Origin of the sequence: Collinsella aerofaciens, from assembly GCF_032584215.1 — a bacterium.
Classification (GTDB): Bacteria; Actinomycetota; Coriobacteriia; order Coriobacteriales; family Coriobacteriaceae; genus Collinsella.
Window position 1 is genome coordinate 1 of record NZ_JAWHPN010000021.1, and the last position, 21,416, is coordinate 21,416.

At 59.5% G+C, this 21,416-nt stretch carries 19 protein-coding genes; all 19 read right to left on the bottom strand.

Going from position 1 to position 21,416, the window contains the following annotated elements; all coding sequences use genetic code 11:
- Positions 1-232: 232 nt before the first annotated feature.
- Positions 233-1,261, bottom strand: a complete 1,029-nt coding sequence (locus tag RX395_RS07035; RefSeq protein WP_022094888.1) for an ABC transporter ATP-binding protein — start codon at positions 1,259-1,261, stop codon at positions 233-235.
- The gene (locus tag RX395_RS07040; RefSeq protein ID WP_022094887.1) at positions 1,261-2,352 is read right to left on the bottom strand and encodes an ABC transporter ATP-binding protein; all 1,092 of its coding nucleotides are present in this window, start codon (positions 2,350-2,352) and stop codon (positions 1,261-1,263) included. The genes RX395_RS07035 and RX395_RS07040 overlap by 1 nt, the downstream gene beginning before the upstream one ends.
- Positions 2,353-2,354: 2 nt before the next feature.
- The gene (locus RX395_RS07045; RefSeq protein ID WP_035138881.1) at positions 2,355-3,290 is read right to left on the bottom strand and encodes an ABC transporter permease; all 936 of its coding nucleotides are present in this window, start codon (positions 3,288-3,290) and stop codon (positions 2,355-2,357) included.
- 14 nt (positions 3,291-3,304) lie between these two features.
- Entirely contained in the window at positions 3,305-4,342 is a 1,038-nt protein-coding gene (locus RX395_RS07050) for an ABC transporter permease (protein WP_161144843.1), read from the bottom strand.
- A gap of 156 nt (positions 4,343-4,498) precedes the next feature.
- On the bottom strand, positions 4,499-6,175 hold the full coding sequence (locus tag RX395_RS07055; RefSeq protein WP_316366497.1) for a peptide ABC transporter substrate-binding protein: 1,677 nt from the start codon (positions 6,173-6,175) through the stop codon (positions 4,499-4,501).
- A gap of 293 nt (positions 6,176-6,468) precedes the next feature.
- The gene (secG, locus tag RX395_RS07060; RefSeq protein ID WP_006236144.1) at positions 6,469-6,723 is read right to left on the bottom strand and encodes a preprotein translocase subunit SecG; all 255 of its coding nucleotides are present in this window, start codon (positions 6,721-6,723) and stop codon (positions 6,469-6,471) included.
- Positions 6,724-6,887: 164 nt separating this feature from the next.
- Positions 6,888-8,441 carry a 2,3-bisphosphoglycerate-independent phosphoglycerate mutase gene (gpmI, locus tag RX395_RS07065; RefSeq protein ID WP_316366499.1) on the bottom strand — a complete coding sequence of 518 codons (1,554 nt, stop codon included), beginning with the start codon at positions 8,439-8,441 and terminating at the stop codon, positions 6,888-6,890.
- Between the two features lie 5 nt (positions 8,442-8,446).
- The gene (gene tpiA, locus RX395_RS07070) at positions 8,447-9,214 is read right to left on the bottom strand and encodes a triose-phosphate isomerase (protein WP_022094882.1); all 768 of its coding nucleotides are present in this window, start codon (positions 9,212-9,214) and stop codon (positions 8,447-8,449) included.
- Complete coding sequence (locus tag RX395_RS07075) at positions 9,207-10,397, bottom strand: phosphoglycerate kinase (RefSeq protein WP_035138885.1); 1,191 nt, start codon at positions 10,395-10,397, stop codon at positions 9,207-9,209. Before RX395_RS07075 ends, tpiA begins: the two co-directional genes overlap by 8 nt.
- 140 nt (positions 10,398-10,537) lie before the next feature.
- Complete coding sequence (gap, locus tag RX395_RS07080) at positions 10,538-11,563, bottom strand: type I glyceraldehyde-3-phosphate dehydrogenase (protein WP_316366502.1); 1,026 nt, start codon at positions 11,561-11,563, stop codon at positions 10,538-10,540.
- A 193-nt stretch (positions 11,564-11,756) separates the two neighbouring features.
- Positions 11,757-12,686, bottom strand: coding sequence for a DNA-binding protein WhiA (whiA, locus tag RX395_RS07085; RefSeq protein ID WP_117800625.1), 930 nt, complete (start codon positions 12,684-12,686; stop codon positions 11,757-11,759).
- 6 nt (positions 12,687-12,692) lie between these two features.
- A complete protein-coding gene (gene rapZ, locus RX395_RS07090) occupies positions 12,693-13,613 on the bottom strand; it encodes an RNase adapter RapZ (RefSeq protein WP_022094878.1) in 921 nt (306 codons plus the stop codon).
- A gap of 101 nt (positions 13,614-13,714) precedes the next feature.
- Complete coding sequence (locus RX395_RS07095) at positions 13,715-14,401, bottom strand: N-acetylmannosamine-6-phosphate 2-epimerase (protein WP_022094877.1); 687 nt, start codon at positions 14,399-14,401, stop codon at positions 13,715-13,717.
- A gap of 140 nt (positions 14,402-14,541) precedes the next feature.
- Complete coding sequence (locus RX395_RS07100; protein ID WP_022094876.1) at positions 14,542-15,507, bottom strand: ROK family protein; 966 nt, start codon at positions 15,505-15,507, stop codon at positions 14,542-14,544.
- A gap of 171 nt (positions 15,508-15,678) precedes the next feature.
- Positions 15,679-16,599, bottom strand: coding sequence for a dihydrodipicolinate synthase family protein (locus tag RX395_RS07105; protein ID WP_035138887.1), 921 nt, complete (start codon positions 16,597-16,599; stop codon positions 15,679-15,681).
- Positions 16,600-16,667: 68 nt separating this feature from the next.
- Entirely contained in the window at positions 16,668-17,519 is an 852-nt protein-coding gene (locus tag RX395_RS07110) for an acetylxylan esterase (RefSeq protein ID WP_316366506.1), read from the bottom strand.
- A complete protein-coding gene (locus tag RX395_RS07115; protein ID WP_316366508.1) occupies positions 17,512-18,489 on the bottom strand; it encodes an acetylxylan esterase in 978 nt (325 codons plus the stop codon). Before RX395_RS07115 ends, RX395_RS07110 begins: the two co-directional genes overlap by 8 nt.
- A gap of 80 nt (positions 18,490-18,569) precedes the next feature.
- Positions 18,570-19,397, bottom strand: a complete 828-nt coding sequence (locus tag RX395_RS07120) for an ABC transporter ATP-binding protein (protein ID WP_316366510.1) — start codon at positions 19,395-19,397, stop codon at positions 18,570-18,572.
- On the bottom strand, positions 19,398-21,413 hold the full coding sequence (locus RX395_RS07125; protein WP_035138893.1) for a dipeptide/oligopeptide/nickel ABC transporter permease/ATP-binding protein: 2,016 nt from the start codon (positions 21,411-21,413) through the stop codon (positions 19,398-19,400).
- Positions 21,414-21,416: the final 3 nt, after the last annotated feature.

Here is a 21,416-nt window from a genome sequence, read left to right on the forward strand (position 1 = left end):
CAAGCCCATAAGGAGGGCCTACGAGGCATGGGTCGAGGCGGGGCTCCCGCTCGATTGGGACAGGCAGGCCTTCGAGGCCGAGCGCAAAATGGATTCTAAAAAACACCTTGCCAAATAGGAGCGTCAGGACGCAAGAAACCCCCGCCGCACGAAGTGCGCAGCGGGGGTTTCTTGCATGTCCGAGGACGTTCTGAAAAGTAACTTCAGGGCGGGCCCGGACGATAACAACCGACTACAGGTCGATGTGCGATTCCTTGATCGGGAACGGCTCCGCGAAGTGGCACGCGCAGCAGTGACCCGGTGCGACTTCCTTAAACTCGGGAAGCTTCTCGGAGCAGATGCCCTGCGCGATCGGGCAGCGAGTGTGGAAACGGCAGCCGGTCGGCGGATCCAGCGGTGACGGCGGATCGCCGGCGAGGATGATGCGCTTACGGGTCTTCTGGATATCCGGATCGGGAACCGGCACGGCAGACAGCAGCGACTGCGTGTACGGATGGTGAGGCTCGCTATAGAGCGTCTTCCAGTCCGAAACCTCAACCATCTTACCCAGATACATAACGGCAACGCGATCGGAAATGTGCTGCACGACGGACAGGTCGTGAGCGATAAACAGATACGCGGTACCGAACTTGTCCTGCAATTCCTTGAGCAGGTTCAGAACCTGGGCCTGAATGGACACATCCAGAGCGGAAACCGGCTCGTCGCAGATAATCAGCTTGGGCTTCAGAGCGAATGCGCGGGCGATGCCGACACGCTGGCGCTGGCCGCCCGAGAACTCGTGCGGATAGCGGTTGATGTGCTCGGGGTTCAGACCGACGACGTCCAGCAACTCGCGGACGCGCTCGATACGCTCTTCCTTGGTACCCACGCCATGAATGGTCATGGGCTCAGAGACAATCTCGCCGATGGTCATACGAGGGTTGAGCGAAGCATAGGGGTCCTGGAAGATGAACTGCATCTCGCGACGCATATCCTTGATCTCGTGCTTGCTCATCTCGGCAACGTCTTTGCCCTGGAAGAACACTTTGCCTGCCGTCGGCTTGGTCAGGCGCATGATGGTGCGGCCAGTGGTGGACTTACCGCAACCAGACTCGCCGACCAGGCCAAAGGTCTCGCCCGGATAAATCTCGAACGAAATGTCATTCACAGCAGAGACGACACGCTTGGAGAAGCGCTTGGCGAACATGCCGGACTCAGCGGGGAACTCCTTAGAGAGGTGCTCGACCTTAAGCAGCGGAGTACGCTCGTTGGTATCTGCCATTACGCCTCGCCTCCCTTCTTGGAATCCTTGCGGGTACGGGACGTCTCAGGAGCGTTCTTGAGGAACTCGGGGTCACCGGAGTAGTGGCACGCAGAGTAATGACCAGACTCGGTGACAACGCGCTCGGGGCGCTGCTTGCGGCACTTATCGGTCGCATAGGGACAACGAGGCGAGAACACGCAGCCCTCGGGCAGGTTCATGAGCGAAGGCGGGTTGCCGTGAATCGGCGTAAGCGGCTTCTTCTCTTCGATGGCCTGCTCCGGGATGGAGCGGATAAGGCCCCAGGTGTAGGGGTGGCGGCTCTCGTAGAAGATTTCCTCAGCAGTACCGAACTCGACGGGACGGCCGGCGTACATAACCATGATCTTATCGGCCATATCGGCAACGACACCCAGGTCATGGGTAATCATGATGATGGCGTTGCCGTTCTTCTCCTGCATCTCCTGCATGAGCTCGATAATCTGAGCCTGAATGGTAACGTCCAGGGCAGTCGTGGGCTCGTCGGCAATCAGGATATCGGGATCGCAGGCAAGAGCCATAGCGATCATGACACGCTGACGCATACCGCCGGAGAACTGGTGCGGATACTCATTGACGCGCTTCTCGGGCTCGGGGATACCCACGAGGTCCAAAAGCTCGGTAGCGCGCTTGAGCGCCTCCTGCTTGGAGTAGCCACGGTGCAGACGAAGACCCTCGCCCACCTGCTTGCCAATCTTATAGACCGGGTTCAAGGAGGTCATAGGATCCTGGAAGATCATCGCGATGTCGTTACCGCGAATGTGCTGCATCTCTTCCTCGGTCATTTCGAGGATTGAGCGACCGCGATAGCGAACGTCGCCGCCCTCGATCTTTCCCGGAGGCATCGAGATAAGGCCCATGATGGTCATGGCGGTCACGGACTTACCGGAGCCGGACTCACCGACGACGCCCAGGGTCTCGCCGCGATCGAGCGTGTAGGAGACACCGTCGACAGCGCGAACGACGCCATCCTCGGTGTGGAAATACATCTTAAGGTCATCGACCTCGAGCAGATGCTGGCCCTCGGGAACCGGCTGGTCCTTCAGGTCCACATAGTTCTTGTTCTTCTTCATCCTTATGCGTCCTTCATCTTGACGTCGAGGGCGTCGCGCAGACCATCACCCAACAGGGTGAAGGCGAGCACCGTCGAGAGAATTGCCAGACCGGGCATGATCATCATCCACGGAGCAGTCAGAAGATACTGCTGACCGTCCTGAATCATGGAGCCCCACGAAGGCGTAGGCGGAATAACGCCCATGCCGAGGAAGGACAGAGCGGACTCGGTCAGAATGGCACCACCAATGTTCATGGTCGCATAGACCACGATGGAGGCGACAGAGTTCGGGAAGATGTGACGTACGACGATGCGAGCGTCAGATGCACCCATCGCGCGCGCAGCGTCAACATAGTCGTTTTCCTTGACCGTCAAGATCGCAGAGCGGAAGACGCGCGCAATCGAAGGCCAGCCAAGAATGCCGATGGCGATAAAGACGTTCTGAAGACCACGGCCGATAACGGCGATCATGGCGACAACGAACAGCACGTACGGGAACGCCAGGAAGATGTCCGCACAGCGCATGATGATCGTATCCCAGATGCCGCCGTAGAAACCGGCCAGAGCACCCATGACCAGACCGATCAACGTGGAGATCGCGGTGGCCATAATGCCGACGGACAGCGAAACGCGCGCACCGTAGATAACGCGGACGAGAATGTCACGACCAAGGGCGTCGGTGCCAAACGGGTGCTCGGCACACGGAGCCAGCAGTGACGTCTCGGCCATTGTAGTCGAGTCGGAAGCCGTCGGGGAACCGAGCCAGGGCTTAGCCCATAGATCTGCGGTCAGGGCAACCACAACGACGATGATGATCCAGCAGACACCGATAACGGCGAGCTTGTTCTTGCGAAGACGCTTAAAAGCGTCGCCCCACAGCGTGCGGGACTTGGCGGGAGCAGATGCGGCCTTGGTGGCGGTAGCCTGCTCCTGAGACTGAGAATCAGTTTCCTGCATGAGACGTACCTCCCTTAGGCCTTATCCGACGGACCGCCAAGGCGGATGCGCGGGTCGAGGAATGCATAGCTAATGTCGACGAGCAGGTTGATCACCATGACGACGACAACGATGAGCGTAACGCCGCCCATAACGATGGGCCAGTCACGCATGCTAATGGCGCGATAGACCTCATAGCCGATACCGGGCCAGTTGAAGACCGTCTCGGTCAGGATGGCGCCCGAAAGCATGCCGCCAAAGTCGACACCAATATAGGTAACGACGGGGATGAGTGCATTCTTAAGCGCATGCTTGACGATGATCGCACGATTGGAGAGACCCTTGGCCTTTGCCGTACGGATGTAATCCTGATTCATGACGTCAAGCAGCTGCGAGCGCATGATGCGCGCAGCATAAGCGGTCGAAACCGAAGCCAGCGTAATGGTCGGAAGCACATAGTGCATCCAATCCTGATACTGAGAGCTGGAACCGCCGGCACCCGAAATCGGCATGGAGATTGCACCGCCCGTGGCGTCCTTGAGGATGACGCCAAAGAACAGCTGCAGCAACATACCGAGCCAGAAGGCCGGGACCGCAACGAGGATCGACGTGGTGAGCGTTACCAAAATATCCCAGAAGGAATAACGCTTTACCGCCGAAATGATACCCGCACCGATACCCATAATTGCCTCGAGCACGATGGCGCACGCGGCAAGTTTGACCGTATACGGATACTTCTGGGCAAAGATATCCGTAACCGGCAGCTTGCGCTGATACGAATTGCCCAGATCGCCATGAAGCAGGCCGTTCATGTAATACAAGTAACGGTCCACGAGCGACGTTTGAACGGGGTCGCCGTTCTCGTCAAGGATCGCGTTGCCGTCCTCGTCCGTCTGGACCAGGTGATAGCGGACGCGAAGCTGAAGCTCCACCTCGGGGGACAGAGCCTTGTCTCCACCGATCAGCTTGATCGGATCTCCCGGCACGATATTCTGGAGGGCGAACAGAATCAGCGTAACGCCCAAAAACACCGGGATGAACTGAAGCACACGTTTAACGATGTACTTACCCATACCACTCCCCTATCTAGGGATTAACCTAAATGGGATGCCGATCGCCAGACCGGCATCCCAAAATTACCATCAGCCAGTTTACCCCAGGTTAGGGAGAACTGTATGTTTCCCATGAGGTCTACGTAAATACTTGACCCTCACGGAAGCTGCAAACTCTTAGGCGAGCTCAGCGGTACCCAGATCGGCGTGCTTCTGCGGATCGACATAGAGGTGCTTGATGCGATCGGAGCCGGCGATGGTGTGCGTGTAGAACATAATCGGGATGACCGGGCAGTCGGCAGCGACCATTGCGTCGGCCTCCTGCATCTTAGTGACGCGCTCCTCGTCGTCAACAATAGTACGAGCCTCGTCGACCTTGGCGTCGAACTCGGGGTTGTTGTAACCGGAGCGGTTGTCGCCACCGAGGGAGTCGGAGTGGAACAGCGGATACAGGAAGTTGTCCATGATCGGGTAGTCGGCAATCCAACCCAGACGACCGAACTGATAGTTAAAGTTCTGATACTGCTCGAGCAGGGCAGACCACTCAGGGGTATCGGAGACAGCGGTAACGCCAACCTTGGCGAGGTCGCCGATGATGGACTCCATGATCTCCTTGTGACCGCCGTCCTGGTTGTAGGACAGGGTCACGCTAATGCCACGATCCCCGTTAGCGCCAGCGGGAGCAACCTTGTCGAGGTACTCGTTAGCCTTGTCGACATCGTAGGCGCAGAACTCCCATGCGCCCTCCTTGTAGCCATCGATGCCCGGAGGAACAATGCCGTCGGCAGGGGTACGGGTACCCTTGAAGATGGTCTTGCAGATGGCCTCACGGTTAATGGCCAGGGAGATGCCCCTGCGCAGGTCGGCGTTGTTGAACGGCTCGGCCGTGGTGTTGCAGGTCAGATAGTACGTGGAAGGCTCAGCGCCGAGCAGCATGCGCTCGCCGTCACCCATGGTGTAGCCGTCCTTGGACACGCCGCGATCCTTCTTGGCGGCATCGATCTGAGCGACGGGAACGTCGCAGACATCGAGGTTACCGGCCTGGAACTCCTTGTAAGCGGTCTCCATGTCCTTGATGACCTGGAAGTGGATGCCATCGATCTTGGCCTTGTCGCCATAGTAATCGTCGAACTTCTTGACGTTGATCTCCTGACCATCCTCCCACTTGCCGTCCATCATGAACGGGCCGTTACCGACCGGGGCAAGATAGAAGCTCTTGACATCGGACTCGGCGCACTCGGGAACCGGGGCCAGAGCCGGATGAGAGGCGACGAAGGGGAAGTCAGCGTAAGCGGAAGACAGCTTGACGACGAGGGTCTCATCGTCGGGGCACGTAACACCGCTGAGCTCGGTAGCGTTACCGGCAAGCAGGTCGTCATAGCCCTCGACCATGGAAAGGTGATAGGAGACCTCGGAAGGGCCGTACTCGGTAGCGATGGCCGACTTGGTGTTGACTAGACGCTCCCAACCGAGCTTGAAGGACTTGGAGGTAACGTCGTCACCGTTGTGGAACTTGGCCTTCTTGATCTTGAAGGTAAACTCGGTGGCGTCGTCGTTGGACTCAAAGGACTCGCAAGCCAGCGGAACGATCTCGCCCTTCTCGGCGTCGTAAGAGGTCAGAGCGTCAAAGAGCTGATACTCGACCTGAGTGCCCTGGTCCTCCTGGACGTTGTAGGGGTCGATGCAGACCGGGTTGTTGATGTAGAAGTTCAGCGTCGAACCGGACTCAGAACCGGAAGCGTCGCCGCCCTTCTTGCCGCATGCGGCAAGAAAAGCCATGGAGCTCGCAGCAAGGGTACCGCCAACGAAGGCGCGACGACCCATAACGGGCTGGTGGAACATAGAATCAGCCATGCCATCCTCCTTATGAGATAGGACAAAGAAATGTTCAGTCGGACACATGTCGAGACAATCCGATCCGAACCATTAAAACGCCGCCCGTTGCTATGGCTGGTTATGCACAACGGACCAACGTTTCGCAATACAGTAGCGCATTTTATGCACAATTTGGGGCTAATTCCGGTCAACGGTCAAGAATTTCTTTAGTTGGGCGAAGTATGTGGGGATATTTTGACTCTGTTACAAATATGTAAACAAAAAGGGTCCCGCACCTGCGAGACCCATTGCAAACGTATATACGCCGATGCTTAGTAGCCGACGATGCCCTGCGGGAAGAAGAACATGCACAGGACGACACACACGGCAAAAACGACGGCCATAATTACCGTCAGGCGATCGAGGTTCTGCTCCATGACGCCCGTGGCAGAGCTGGAGTTATACAGCGAGCTAGCGATCATATCCGAAACGCCGGTGCCCTTACCGGAATGCATCAGGACGAGAATCGTCAACGCCACGGCAGAGACAGCCCAAACGACAAACAGAAGAATCTGGAACGGACCCATAGATAAGCTCCTTAATAGAACAGTTCAAACTCCAGTACTGTACCACAATCCCCCGCTCTCCCCTACCTGCCACTCAAGGACGGGGTGGAAATGGCAGAAATACCAAAAAGGGGGTTGTCCGGTTGTGGACAACCCCCTTACTAGAAAACGGTATTTGTTTTCTATTAGGCCTCGGTGGCGAGCACGCGGCCCGTCATCTCGGCGGAAGGCTCAATACCAGCCATGGTGAGCATGGTCGGAGCGATATCGGAAAGGCGGCCGTCCTCGATACCGGTGAGCTGTGCCTTCTCATCAACGATGATGAACGGCACGCGGTTGGTGGTGTGAGCCGTAAACGGATGCTTGGAACCGTCGGAAGCAACGTCAAACATGTGATCGGCGTTGCCGTGGTCGGCGGTAATCAGTGCAAAGCCGCCCTTGGCGAGAATCGCCGGGACAACCTTGGACAGGGCATCGTCAACAGCCTCGACAGCCTTAACGGCAGCGTCGAAGACACCGGTGTGACCAACCATGTCGCAGTTCGCGAAGTTCACGATGTAGAAATCAGCGCGATCCTCGTTGATGGCGGCGACGAGCTTCTCGGTAACCTCGGGAGCGCTCATCTCGGGCTGCAGATCGTAGGTAGCAACCTTGGGGGAAGCGACGAGCACGCGCTCCTCGCCCTCCTTGGGCTCCTCGATGCCACCGTTGAGGAAGAACGTCACGTGGGCGTACTTCTCGGTCTCGGCAGTGTGCAGCTGCTTCAGGCCATTGGCGGCGATAACGTCGGCCAGGACGTTCTCGGGGAACGTCTTGGGGAAGGCGACCTCGACGTCAAACGTCGGATCGTACTCGGTCATCGTCACAAAGTGCGAAAGCTTGATTTGCTCGCGCTCAAAGCCGTCGAACTCCTTGTCCGTGAACACGCGGGTCATCTGACGAGCGCGGTCGGGACGGAAGTTGAAGAAGATGGCCGCGTCGCCCTCGTGAATGCCCTCGTTGTGGGCAGCGAAGGGCTCGACGAACTCGTCGCCGCGCGGGTCCTTCTCGTAGTAGGCCTTGATACCGGCAACGGGGTCGGTATCAGCATCGGACGCGTTGACCATGACGTCGTAGGCGCGCTGGATGCGCTCCCAACGGTTGTCGCGGTCCATCGCCCAATAACGACCCGAGACGGTGGCAACGCGAGCGTCGCAACCGGTCTCCTCGGAAATCTTGGCCAGGAAGGCGCAGAACTCGCTCATGTAGCCAGCACCGGACTGCGGGTCGACGTCGCGGCCATCCATGAAGGCGTGGACACGAACGGTCTTGACGCCATGCTGGGCAGCCATCTTGACCAGAGCCTCAACGTGGTTCATATGGGAATGAACACCGCCAGGGCTCATAAGGCCCATGAGGTGGAGAGTCTTGCCGTCAGCCTTGACATCGTCCATAGCCTTGACGAAAACCTCGTTCTTGGCGATGGAGCCGTCCTTGATGGCATTGTTGATGCGCGAAAGCTCCTGGAACACGATGCGGCCGGCACCGATGTTGAGGTGACCCACCTCGGAGTTGCCCATCTGGCCGTCGGGAAGGCCCACGTCCTCGCCCGAAGCACCGAGCGTGGTGTGGGGGTACTTCTCGTACAGGCCATCAAGGAAGGGCGTCTTGGCAGCGGCGACGGCATTCTCGCCATCGGCCGGAGCAAGGCCGCAGCCATCCATGATAATCAGGAGTGCAGGAAGATGACGTTGTGCCATATGTCCTACTCGCCTGCCTTGACGACCATAGAGGCGAAGTCGGCAGCCTTGAGCGAAGCGCCGCCCACGAGGGCGCCGTCAACGTCGGGCTTGGCGACGAGCTCGGCAATGTTGCCGGGCTTGGCGGAACCGCCGTAGAGAACGCGGATGCCGTTGGCGAGCTCCTCGCCGAACATCTCCTTGAGGGTCTCACGGATAGCGCCGCAGACCTCCTGAGCGTCCTCGGCGGTAGCGGTCTTGCCGGTGCCGATGGCCCAGATGGGCTCGTAGGCGACGACGACCTGCTTGGGGCAGGTGATCTCAAGGCCAGCAAGGCCAGCCTTGACCTGGTTCACGACGTGCTCGACATAGGTGCCAGCCTCGCGGACCTCAAGGGACTCGCCGCAGCAGAAGACGGGAACAAGACCGGCGGCAACGAGAGCCTTAGCCTTCTTGTTCTGGTCCTCGTCGGTCTCGTGGAAGTAGTCGCGACGCTCGGAGTGACCGATAATGCAGTAGGTGCAGCCAGCGGACTTGAGCATGTCGCAAGAAGACTCACCGGTGAAGGCACCCTTGGCCTCCCAGTACACGTTCTGTGCACCGAGGGCGATGGGGGCAGCTTGAATGCGGTCATGAACCGTGGTGATGTCGATGGTCGGAGGGCAGACGAGCACCTCGACGCCAGCCGGAACCTCGGGCAGAGCCTGAGCCAGCTCGTCGGCGAGCTTGGCGGCCTCGGCGACGTCGTTGTTCATCTTCCAGTTACCAGCGATAAGAAGGGTGCGATTAGGCATCGAGAAGCGCCTCCACTCCGGGCAGGGCCTTACCCTCGACGAGCTCCATGGAAGCGCCACCACCGGTGGAGATCCAGCTCATCTTGTCGGCCAGGTTGAACTTGTTGACAGCTGCGACAGAGTCACCACCGCCGATGATCGAGGTGCAGTCAGCCTCGGCGAGAGCCTCGGCGATAGCCTGGGTGCCGTGAGCAAAGTTGTCAAACTCGAAGACGCCCATGGGGCCGTTCCAGAACACGGTCTTGGCGCCCTTGACAGCCTCGGCATAGAGCTCCTCGGTCTTGGGACCGATGTCCATACCCTCACGATCGTCGGGGATAGCGTCGGAAGCAACAACCTCGGGGACAGCGTCCTCGCCAAAGTGATCGGCAACACGGTTGTCGATGGGGAGCAGGATCTTGACACCCTTCTCCTCGGCCTTCTTGAGCATCTCGCCGGCGCGCTCGACCCAGTCCTCTTCCTTGAGGGACTGACCAACGGACAGGCCCTGAGCCAGGAAGAAGGTGTAGGCCATGCCGCCACCGATGATCAGAGTGTCAGCGGAGTCGATAAGGTGATCGAGAACGCCGATCTTGGAGGAAACCTTGGAACCGCCGACGATGGCGACGAAGGGGCGCTCGGGCTCGGCGAAGATGCCGGTCAGCGTGTCGACCTCCTTCTCGAGCAGGAAGCCGGCGACGGCAGGCAGGTAAGCGGCGGGGCCCACGACGGAACCCTGGGCGCGGTGAGCGGTGCCGAAGGCATCGAGAACGAAGACGTCACCATAGGAAGCGAGCTTCTTGGCGATCTCGGGATCGTTCTTCTTCTCACGCTTGTCAAAACGGACGTTCTCGAGAACGAGGACCTTACCCGGCTCGACGGCGGCGACAGCCTCAGCAGCCTTCTCGCCGTAGGTGTCAGCGACAAAGGCAACGTCGAGACCAGAGAGCTCAGCGAGCTTCTTGGCGACGGGCTCGAGGGACAGCTCGGGCTGGAAGCCGGTGCCCTCGGGACGGCCGAGGTGGCTCATGAGGATGACGCGAGCGTTGTGCTCAACGAGGTAGTTGATGGTGGGCAGGGCAGCCTTGATACGGGTGGTGTCGCCAACGACGCCATCCTTGATAGGCACGTTAAAGTCAACGCGGACGAGAACGCGCTTTCCGTCGACATCGATGTCGCGGACGGTCTTCTTGGTAAAGGCCATGTTTGCTTCTACCTTTCGTACGTGTCTGCCTCCCATTACGGCAGACGATTTCTTATAAAAAGGGCGCGACCCTAGGGTGTAAGCCCTATAAGGCCGCGCCCTTCTTTAGACGCTCAACGAGCTATTCGCTAAAAGCTAAATTAAGCAACGAACTTCTCGAAGTACTTGATGGTGCGGACCATCTGAGAGGTGTAGGAGTTCTCGTTGTCGTACCAAGAGGTGACCTGAACGAGGGTCTGGCCGTTGCCGAGGTCAGAGCACATGGTCTGAGTGGCGTCGAAGATGGAGCCGTGGGTCTCGCCGACGATGTCGCGGGAGACGATCTGGTCCTCGTTGTAGGCGTAGGTCTCGGGGATGGTCTCGGCGTAGGCCTTCATGGCAGCGTTGACCTCCTCGACGGTGACCTTCTTGTCAACGACGGCGTAGAGGTTGGTCAGCGAGCCGGTCGGCGTCGGGACGCGCTGGGCGGCACCGATGAGCTTGCCGTTGAGCTCGGGGAGAACCAGGCCGATGGCCTTGGCAGCGCCCGTGGTGTTCGGGACGATGTTCTCGGAGCAGGCGCGGGAGCGACGGAAGTTGCCCTTGCGCTGCGGGCCGTCGAGCGGCATCTGGTCGCCGGTGAAGGCGTGGATGGTGGTCATGATGCCGGACACGATGGGAGCGAAGTCGTTCAGACCCTTGGCCATCGGGGCGAGGCAGTTGGTGGTGCAGGAAGCAGCGGAGATGATGTTGTCCTCAGCGGTCAGCGTCTCATGGTTGACGTTGTACACGATGGTGGGCAGATCGCTGCCGGCCGGAGCGGAGATGACGACCTTCTTGGCGCCAGCGTTGATGTGGGCCTGAGCCTTAGCCTTGCTGGTGTAGAAGCCGGTGCACTCGAGAACGACGTCGACGTCAAGGTCGCCCCAAGGCAGGTTGTTGGCGTCGGCCTCCTTGTAGATCTTGATCTCCTTGCCGTCAACGGTGATGGAATCCTCGCCAGCAACGACCTCGTGATCGCGAGCGTAGTTGCCCTGCGTGGAGTCGTACTTCAGCAGGTAAGCGAGCATATCGGGAGAGGTGAGGTCGTTGATAGCGACGATCTCGGAGCCCTCATGACCGAACATCTGACGGAAAGCCAGACGACCGATGCGACCGAAGCCGTTAATAGCAACCTTTACTGCCATTGTGTCTCCTTTCGTAAGGCCCCCGCGAGCTACAGCGCCCGCCGTTGAGGCCCACAAACTAACCACTCGCCTAATATACCTTTTTTTTGACTTGAATTTCACGAGAATGCTCGAAATTGAAAATCAAATTTACGTTAAAACGTTTTAAAGACTAAAATAGCAGCTAAATCCATATATAAGTCGTTACTTCAAACTACCTGTTTGCTTCAATGAGCTTTTCAAGCCGTAAAACACGATGGTAGAGGGCTGACTTCGACAAGGGAGGGTCAGCCATCTCCCCCAAATCACGCAGCGACAGATCAGGATAGCGCTCGCGCAGGTCGCAAAAGACCGCCAAGGCATCCGGAAGCGCATCGCGAAGGCCACGCTGCTCGAGCTCATCGATAAGCGCAAGCTGATGTTGGGCAGCACCGGCGCTTCTGGTCTGGTTGGCGAGCTCGGCATTCACGCGACGGTTCACATCGTTCTTAACCAACTTGACCGCGCGCGCCTCCTCAATCTCGGCAACGCTGCGCTTGGCACCAATCAGCTTTAATAGATGCTCGATTTCCTCGGCGCTCTTAATGTACACGGCATATGACCCCCGCCGTGCATTAACACGAGCATGGACCCCAATCTGCTCCAACAGATCGCAAAGTCCCTTGGCATATTGCTCGCCCTGCACAGCGATCTCCAGATGAAAATCGCCGCGTGGATCGGCCACGAAGCCGCCCGCGATGAGCGCGCCGCGGATATAGGCAAGTCTACAGCAAGGACGGGCAACGATATGTCGGGGTACGCCGGCGACAAGTCCTCCCCTACGGTCGAGGATACCCAGCAGAACCAAGGCCTTATCCAGGTCTGGCTGATCAGGCAAGGTGATGAGGTAGTTTCGAACCTTATGCAATACAGATTTACGGACGGTGAACTCCGTTTTGAGCTTAAGGATACGATGCGTCAGCGTGATCATCGTGCGCGCGACGGCTCCCGTCTCAGTCGCAACCGTCAAACGATACCGCCCAGAGCCGGTAAGCGAGAGCGTACCGCTCACGCGCGTGAGGGCGGCAAGCGTCGACAAGTCGCAGTATTCACATTCGGGTTCGCAGCGCGCAAGCTCGTCGCGCACCTCAGCGGTAAACGACATGCAGGCCTATGCCTTCGTGTTGGCGCGCGACAGGTCGCGGTGAGAGATACTCACGTGGTACTGAGCGCCTTCCAGGTAACGGGCCGTGGCCTCGGCAATGGCAACGCTGCGGTGCTGGCCGCCCGTGCAGCCGATGGCGATAGAAAGCTGCGGCTTACCCTCCGCGATATAGCCCGGCATCACCGTATCGAGCAGCTGTGTCCAAGCCTTCCAAAACTCCTGCGTCTTGGGATGGTCCAGAACAAAATCGGAGACCTTTTTATCGAGACCGGTCATCGTGCGCATCTCGGGATCGTAGAACGGATTGGGCAGGAAGCGGACGTCGATCATAATGTCCGCCTCGACGGGCATGCCGTGCTTAAAGCCAAACGAGAACACGTGGACGTCCATGAGCTGCTGGTCGGACAACTCGGAAAATGCCATACGTAGCTTGTTGCGCAGCGCAGAGGTGCGCAGACGGCTCGTGTCGATAATCATATCGGCTCGGTCGCGCACGCCCTGAAGCTGAAGGCGCTCGCGCTGAATGGCATCGGCCGTAGTCTCCCCCGGCTTGGCAATGGGATGACGGCGGCGATTTTCGCTGTAGCGACGAATCAGCACCTCGTCAGAAGCCTCCAGGAACACGATGTCGCAGCTCATCTCGCGCTCTTCGAGCGCGGCGACCGCATCGAGCAACTCGTCAAACAGTCCCTGGCTACGCAAATCGCAGGTGACGGCGAGATGCCTGCCCACGCCCGTATTGATGCCGACGAGCTCGGCAAGCTGGGCGATGAGACGTGGAGGCAGGTTATCGATGCAAAAATAGCCCATGTCCTCGAACACGTGCATGGCCTGCGTGCGGCCCGATCCGGACATTCCGGTGATGATGACGATATCGGGGATGCGCTCCGAGCGCTCCGCCGCATCCATGGCATCTCCCTTTTGCATGTGCTGCCTCCCGAAAACAAGCGCGGGACCCAGCAACCCGGATCCCGCGCGGTCAATTGCCTATATTGAGTATACCGCCCCGAGCGGATACGAGGCCTGTCTTACGCCTCAAGCGCAGCCTTGAACCAACTCGTAATACTCGTGGGGTGCGTGATGGCGGTGCCGACGACAACGGCCCAGGCGCCAGCATCGATCGCGGCGCGAGCCTCCTCGGGCGTATGCACGCGACCCTCGCAAATGATGGGAAGGCCGGGGAATTCCTCGGTCGCCTGACGCAGGAGCGGCAGATCGGGGCCATCGGCCATGGTGCAGTCGATGGCGGCGACGCCGTGAGAAAGCGTGGTGGATACCAGGTCAAAGCCCATATCAACAGCACGGCGAATATCCTCGATGGTGGCACAATCCGCCATCAGGAGCACACCTTCCTCGTGCAGCGGACGGAAAGTATCCTCGACCGTTTTGCCATCGGGGCGCGGACGATCGGTGGCGTCGATCGCCACGATATCGGCACCCGCAGCAACGCAGGCGCGAGCGTGGCGCAGCGTCGGCGTGATGTAAACGCCCTCGTGCCCATCCTTCCACAGGCCGATAACAGGAACCTCACAGCGACCCTTAATGGCGGCAATGTCGGCAAGGCCCTGGCAGCGAATGGCGGCGGCGCCGCCGAGCTCGCAAGCGCGAGACATTTGAGCCATGGTCTCAGGCGTACGAAGCGGCTCGCCCATATACGCCTGAACGCTCACGACGAGCTTGCCCTTCAGGGACTGGATCAAAGGATCAACGGTCATGTTCGACTCAACCTTTCTCAAAACAGCCTTCTGAGACACCGCACCTTGACGTTCAAACCGTCGCTCGCGTACCGAAGTACGCTTCGCTCCTCTTTCACGTCAATCTGCGGCACCTCAGAAGGCGCACTTGGTAGTTATGTTTACTTCAACGAGGCAAGAAGATGCTCAGCGGCACCGATGAGCGGAGCATCGCCCTCCAGAGAACCGATAAGGATCGGCGTGTCCTGAAGCGGATCGAGCGCCTGGCTGGCATAGCCCTCGTGTACCGAATCCTTCCACGTCTGTGAACGCCAATCGGGACCTTGGTGAATCACGCCACCCGAAAGCACGATGACCTCAGGGTCCAGGATGTTAGCGAGCGAGCCCAAGCTGGCACCCAGCGCAAAGCCGGCGTCATGGATGACCTCGGTCGCCTTTGCGTCGCCCGCGCGGCACAGGTCGTTCACATCGCGACCGACCGAAGGACGGCTGGGGTCGACGCGGCCAAAACGCTCATCGTACATTCGACCAATGGAAGTGCCTGAAGCAACCGACTCCAGATGGCCAGAACGCCCGCAGGCGCAGGGAATGCCGGCGGCAGCCGAGCACTCGATGTGGCCCATATGGCCAGCAGCACCATGGAAGCCTTGCATCACGCGGCCGTTCTCGACATATGCGCCGCCGATGCCCGTACCGATGCCAAGACACAAGACGGAGAACTTGCCCTTGCCGACGCCCCAGTGGGCCTCGCCCAGAGCATGAGCCTGCACGTCGCCTACAACGGCAACGGGAAGACCGAGGTCCTCGCGCAGACGCGGCCCCAACTGGACGCCGGACCAGCCGGGCATGATCTCGTTGGCATACGCGATGGCGCCCGTCTTGGGATCGACGACGCCGGCAGCACCGATACCGACGCCAAGGACCTCGACATCGGGATTCGCCTCGAGAGCAGCCTTGATGGACGCCTCGATACGCTGGAAGACGGCCTCGCCGCCCTCTTGGGCCTCGGTGGGAACCTCGGCCTCAAAAACGGGATGAGGCACGCTGCCGTCAGCCGGGTACTCCATGATGGCAGTCGCGATCTTAGTTCCGCCGATATCGACAGAGCAGACGTACTTGTTCTCCATGTCGCTCTCCTTAGGAGATAAAAAACAACTACAGGAAATGAAGGCTGCGTTATCGCCGCAGCTTGGTAAAGGTTTCCCAGGTGCCCGAGGTTGGGGTGAAAGTGGTCGGGCGTTGACCTAATGGGTCACGACCGACCACTTGAGCCCCAAGATCGGGTGCCTGGGGAAGCTTTACAGGAGACCGTTGTCCTGGAGGACCTTCTTAATAGCCTCGACGTTCTCGCCGGTCATGGCCTTCACCGGGCGCGGCATGGTCGGGCTGTCGAAGATGCCCATGAGGTTCATAGCGGTCTTGAAGGCGCCGACGCCACCGGCATAGCCCTGGACGCCCGAGGTGACATCCCAGATGTGCGAAATCTCATTGAGGCGATCCTGCTCGGCCTTGACGGTAGCCCAGTCACCAGCCTGAGCGGCCTTCCACTGACGCACGTAGCCCTCGGGCTCAACGTTGGCGAGACCCGGGACGGAACCGTCGGCGCCACCGAGGTAGGCGCCGTCGACAACAACCTCGTGACCGGTGAGAATGCTCATCGGATGGCCGTTCTTCTCGTTCTCCTGAACGAGGTAGCGGAACGAGATGTCATCACCCGAGGAATCCTTGACGCCGGCCAGAACGCCCTCGGCACCGAGCTTGGCAAGGAGCTTCCAAGGGAGCTTGGTGTGGACACACACGGGGATGTCGTAGGCGAAGATGGGCAGGTCGAGTTCCTCATGCAGGATGCGGAAGTGCTCCTCGACCTCGGTCATGCCCTGCAGGGCATAGAACGGGCAGGTGGCGACAAGCGCATCGGCGCCCAGCTCCTGAGCGACCTTACCGTGCTCGATCATGCGCTCGGTCTCGGTGTCGATGATGCCGACCAGAACGGGAACGCGGTGGTCGACGATACGGACGGCCTCGGCGATGATCTGACGGCGACGCTCGTCGGTGGAGAAGACGACCTCGCCCGAGGAGCCCAGGAAGAACAAGCCATCGACGCCGGCATCGATCATGCGGTTGATGCTGCGCTCAAAGGAGGCAACATCGAGCTGGTGGTCTTCGGTATCGGGAACAACGACGGGAGGGATAACGCCGGTGAATTTCTGAGTTGCCACAAGAATCTCCTTAGTTGTCTGGCGGGCAGCCCTATGCCGCCCACTCTTGTTGGCAGTGTCCAGGCCGTCTAGGCCAAAGAACACGGGTAGAACGTTTGGTTAAAGAAGTCGACGACTTCGTTTTCGAACGCATTGATGCGCTCGTGAGCGTATTTTGCATAGATGATATGCCTCCGGTCACACTCAAGACCGTTGAATACGGCAAACTGATCCTTGGGGTCGCTCGCGGCATCCATAAGCGATGTGCCCATGAGAACCGATCCGCGCACCCGAGACGACAGCGCCTCAAGGCCACCGGGAATTGGATTGGCAACCGCCGTGCAGGCAAGGCCACACTTATCCAAGGCGGAGACCGCCAAAGCGACACCGCCACCAAGGCCCTCGCCCCATGCAAAGATGCGGTCGGGGTCCATGCCATCAAGATTGCGCGCCACCTTCGCCAGCGCGCAACCCCAACGGACGCGCTCGACAAAAGCGGGCGAAGAAATCCCCCGCTGCAGGTCGTCCGCACCAGCAACATCGTCATCCAGCGCGAGGACGGCATACCCCATGGCGGCAAATCTCGTCATGTGATGCCAGCCACGCACAGGCCGATCGATGTCGTGGAACATCAGGCACAACGGCACGCACTCAGATACTCGGGCACGACCGACAGGCTCGATCAAACGAGCGTGAATCGCATCGTCACCGAGCTCAAAGGAGACCTCCGAGTAACGGGCGCAGGGGTTAACAAAGTCAATCGCCGTAATGGTCAGGCCTTGAATCTCAAGATTCGAAGCGCATGTCTCTAAATCAGAAACATCTGCTTGGACATCACCGCGCCAGTCCCGATATTCTGCGAGCCTTGACGAAACCGTTCCAGGAATTCCCATGAGCCCGGGGACAATCAGCTCATTGACATTGCTCTCGCACTTAGACATGAGCCTCCCCTCCCTTGCAGAAAAACGGAATGATCAGATCGTCAAAATCCTGAATCTCCTCGTGGCCAAAGCCTTCAAAGAACTCATGACGCTTTTCACAGGTCAGGTTGTTATAGACCGCAAACTGCGTCGCTGGCGGACAGACGATATCGGCTGTGCCGGTGCCAAACAGCACAGGGCATTTGACCATAGGGGCAAAGTTCTTGGAATCGAAGTACGCCAGCTTGGCATAGGCTTCGTCAATACGAGTCGAGTCCTCGTCAAACCAGCGAGACCAATAGCGCAGGCCCTCGTAGGCAATGTCGTCGGCATCCAAATCCCAGACTAGGCGGAAATCCGACAGGAAGGGATAGAGGATGGCGGCACGATTGATAAGCTCGCTGTTAAGCGCACAGGTCGCAATGCCCAAACCGCCACCCTGCGACGCGCCGTTCACAAACACACGGGAAAGATCGATGCCCTCAAGCTCGCGAACAATACGGCACAGAATGCGAATATCTTGGTGCAAGCGGACATAGTAGAGGTTGGCCGGGTCGCCGTCGATACCGGCGACGATATGGCCCGCGACCGTTGTGCCCTCAAATCCGCCAATGTCCTCGGAGGGACCTCCTTGGCCGGGGCAATCGAGGGCGATGAGTGCCATGCCCATGCCCGCAAACGACGCCTGCTCAAACCAGCTGCGGCTTGCACCCGGATACCCATGGAACTGAAGCACCAATGGCACGGGCTCGTCCGAGACGGGTTTAAGGTACTTGGCATGCAGGCGAGCGCCACACATGCCGGTATACCAGAGGTCGAAAAGCTGGCAGGTCACGGCATCGGTGACCGATGCCGTCTCGATCGCATAGTCAAGCCCAACGGCGTCGGCCTCGGCCATGCGATCCTTCCAAAAGAGATCGAAATCTGATGGACGGGGCATGGCACCTCGATATTCACCAAATTGATGTTGTAGCTCCTGAGCACTTGGCATGGCTCGTGAACCCAACCTTTCGAAATCGCAACGGAGGTGCGCCCGGCAAGGGAACCGGGCGCACGGGAGGGAAAGCGAGGCTACTCGCCGAGCTTGGGATGCAGCAGCGACGGCGCAGCGCCGAGCAGCATCTTGGTGTAGGGGTCCTGGGGATGCTGGAAGACCTGCTTGGCCTCGCCCTGCTCGACGATCTTGCCGCCATTCATGACGATGATGTCGTCAGAGATATAGCGGACCGTCTGGATGTCATGGCTAATGAACACCATGGCCAGGCCGAGCTCCTTCTTAAGGTCGGTCAGCAGGTTCAGGATCTGCGCGCGGACCGAAACGTCCAGAGCTGAGGTGGGCTCGTCGGCGATGATGGCGTCGGGGTTCAGCGACAGGGCACGGGCAATTGCCACGCGCTGGCGCTGACCACCCGAAAGCTGGCCGGGAAGAACCTCGGCGGCAGAGCTGGGCAGACCGGTGAGCTCCAGGAGCTCCTTGACGCGCTTCTCCTGCTCTGCCTCGGTGCCCAGACTGTGGACGCGCATGGGATCGAGCAGTTGCTCGCGAACGACCATGCGCGGGTTGAGCGCCGTGGCCGGGTTTTGGAACACGACCGAGATGACTCGACCCATGTGGCGACGGTCCTCGGCGGTACGTTTGGTAACGTCCTTGCCCTTAAAGTAGACCTTGCCGCTCGTGGGGGCCTGCAGGCCGCACATGACGTTGGCGGTGGTGGACTTACCACAACCGGACTCGCCGACGATACCGATCGTCTGACCGGGCATGAGCTTAATCGTTACACCCTGGACGGCGTGAACCAGGTTGGGGTGCAGAATCGAGCCGGTACGGGTCCTAAAGGTGACGTGGACGTCATCAAGGAAGATGATCGGCTCGACGCCGTTGACTGCGGTCTCGCTCATCTACATCACCTCCGCGTGAGGGGTCAAACCATTTGCCTTGAGCACCTCGTCGGGGAGCTCGGAATAGAAGTGCTCGGTGCCGGGCACGCGCTTGAAGACCGGACGGGTGTCCAGGCCAATACGCGGATGGCTCGAGCGGGGCGCGAAGCGATCACCCTTGGGGAAATCGCGCGGGCTCGGAACGGCGCCGGGCACCTGGTGCAGGCGGCCCGAACCGCTCTCGATGGACAGAACGGAACCCAGAAGACCGCGGGTGTACTCATGGATCGGGTTAGTGAGCAGCTCCTTGGTGGGCGCCTGCTCGATAACCTGGCCAGCGTACATAACCGTGATGTTGTGGGCGACCTCGGCGACCAGCGCCAGGTCATGCGAAACGAAGATCATGGCAAAGCCGAGCTTGGCCTGAAGATCGTTGAGCAGCTTGATGACCTGCTTCTGGACGGTAACGTCCAGAGCGGTCGTGGGCTCGTCGCAGATGACCAGCTTGGGGTCGCGGGTAAGGGCCATAGCGATCAGGACACGCTGACGCTGGCCGCCGGAAAGCTCGTGCGGATAGCTCTCGAGCGTGCGCTTGGGATCGAGGCCGACGAGCTCCAGGAGCTCCTCGGCGCTGCGGGTTCCGCCGCGCTTGGTGAGCTGCTTCATCTGGGCAGAGATGAGCATAGAGGGGTTGAGCGAGGACAGGGCGTCCTGATAGACCATGGCGATATCGGTACCGCGCAGGCCGAACCACTCCTTCTTGCTCATCTTGAGCAGGTCACGGCCCTCCCAGAGAACCTCGCCGGAAAGATGCTCGTCATCGTCGGTCAGGCCCATGATGGCCAGCGTGGTGATGGACTTACCGCAACCGGACTCGCCCACCAGGCCCATGGTCTGACCAGGACGAACGTCAAAGTTGACATGGTCGACGACGTTGATATCACCGTGATGCTCAAACTGAATGCAGAAGTCGCGGACCGAGAGAATCGGCTCAACGGACTCGTCGGGCACGTGGCGATCGTCACGCTTGAGCTCGACATCGCGCAGGGCGCCAAGGCGAGCGGAGAGGGACTGGGCCTGCTCCTTGTAGGCGCGAACGGGGTCGGAGACCAGCAGATCGGCCTCGCGACGCTTGGAGGAATCGGTCGGATCCAGGGCGGCGGAGGGAGCAGCGGCCATGGCGTCGGTAATGCCCTCGGAGAGGATGTTGAGCGCCAGGCAGGTGATCATGATGGCCAGGCCCGGGAACAGCGCCTGCCACCAACGGCCAGCGAGCACGCCGCCGCGGGCGTCGGCGAGGATGTTGCCCCAGGTAGCGGTGGGCTCCTGGATACCAGCGCCGATGAAGGTCAGCGAGGCCTCGAAGATGATGGCGTCGGCGACCAGGGTAACGGTAAAGACCATGATCGGGGCGATGCAGTTACGCAGAACATGCTTGATCAAAATCCACGGAGCCTTGGCGCCGGAAACGATGACCGCGCGGACATAGTCTTCGCCGTACTCGGACACGATGTTGGCGCGCACGATACGGGCAATCTGCGGAGTGTACATAAAGCCGATGGCGAAGATGATCGACGGCACGGAGTTGCCCAGGATGGAGACGAAGACGGCCGCGAGGGCGATGCCCGGGATGGACATGATGATGTCCAAGATACGCATGATCGTCTCGGAGACGGCCTTGCGCGAAACCGCTGCAAGGGCGCCCACGACCGAGCCGCAGACCAGAGCCATGGCGGTGGCGCCAAAGCCGATGATCAGCGAGTAACGACCACCGTAGAGCATACGCGACAGAATGTCGCGACCCTTATCGTCGGTACCGAAGATAAATCCGTTGCCGGGAGCCTGGCGAGCCGTAAAGATCTCGACCGGGCTATAGGGGGCAAGAAGGGGCGCCAGAATCGCAGTCAGGGCGACCAGCACCAGCACGACGGCGGCAATCTTAGAAGACAGCGTCATCTTCTTCCAGCCACCGAGCTTGAGCCCCTTGGAGGCAGCCTTCTCGAGCTGCTCGGTTTGCTTCTCTCGAATCTTTACCATAAT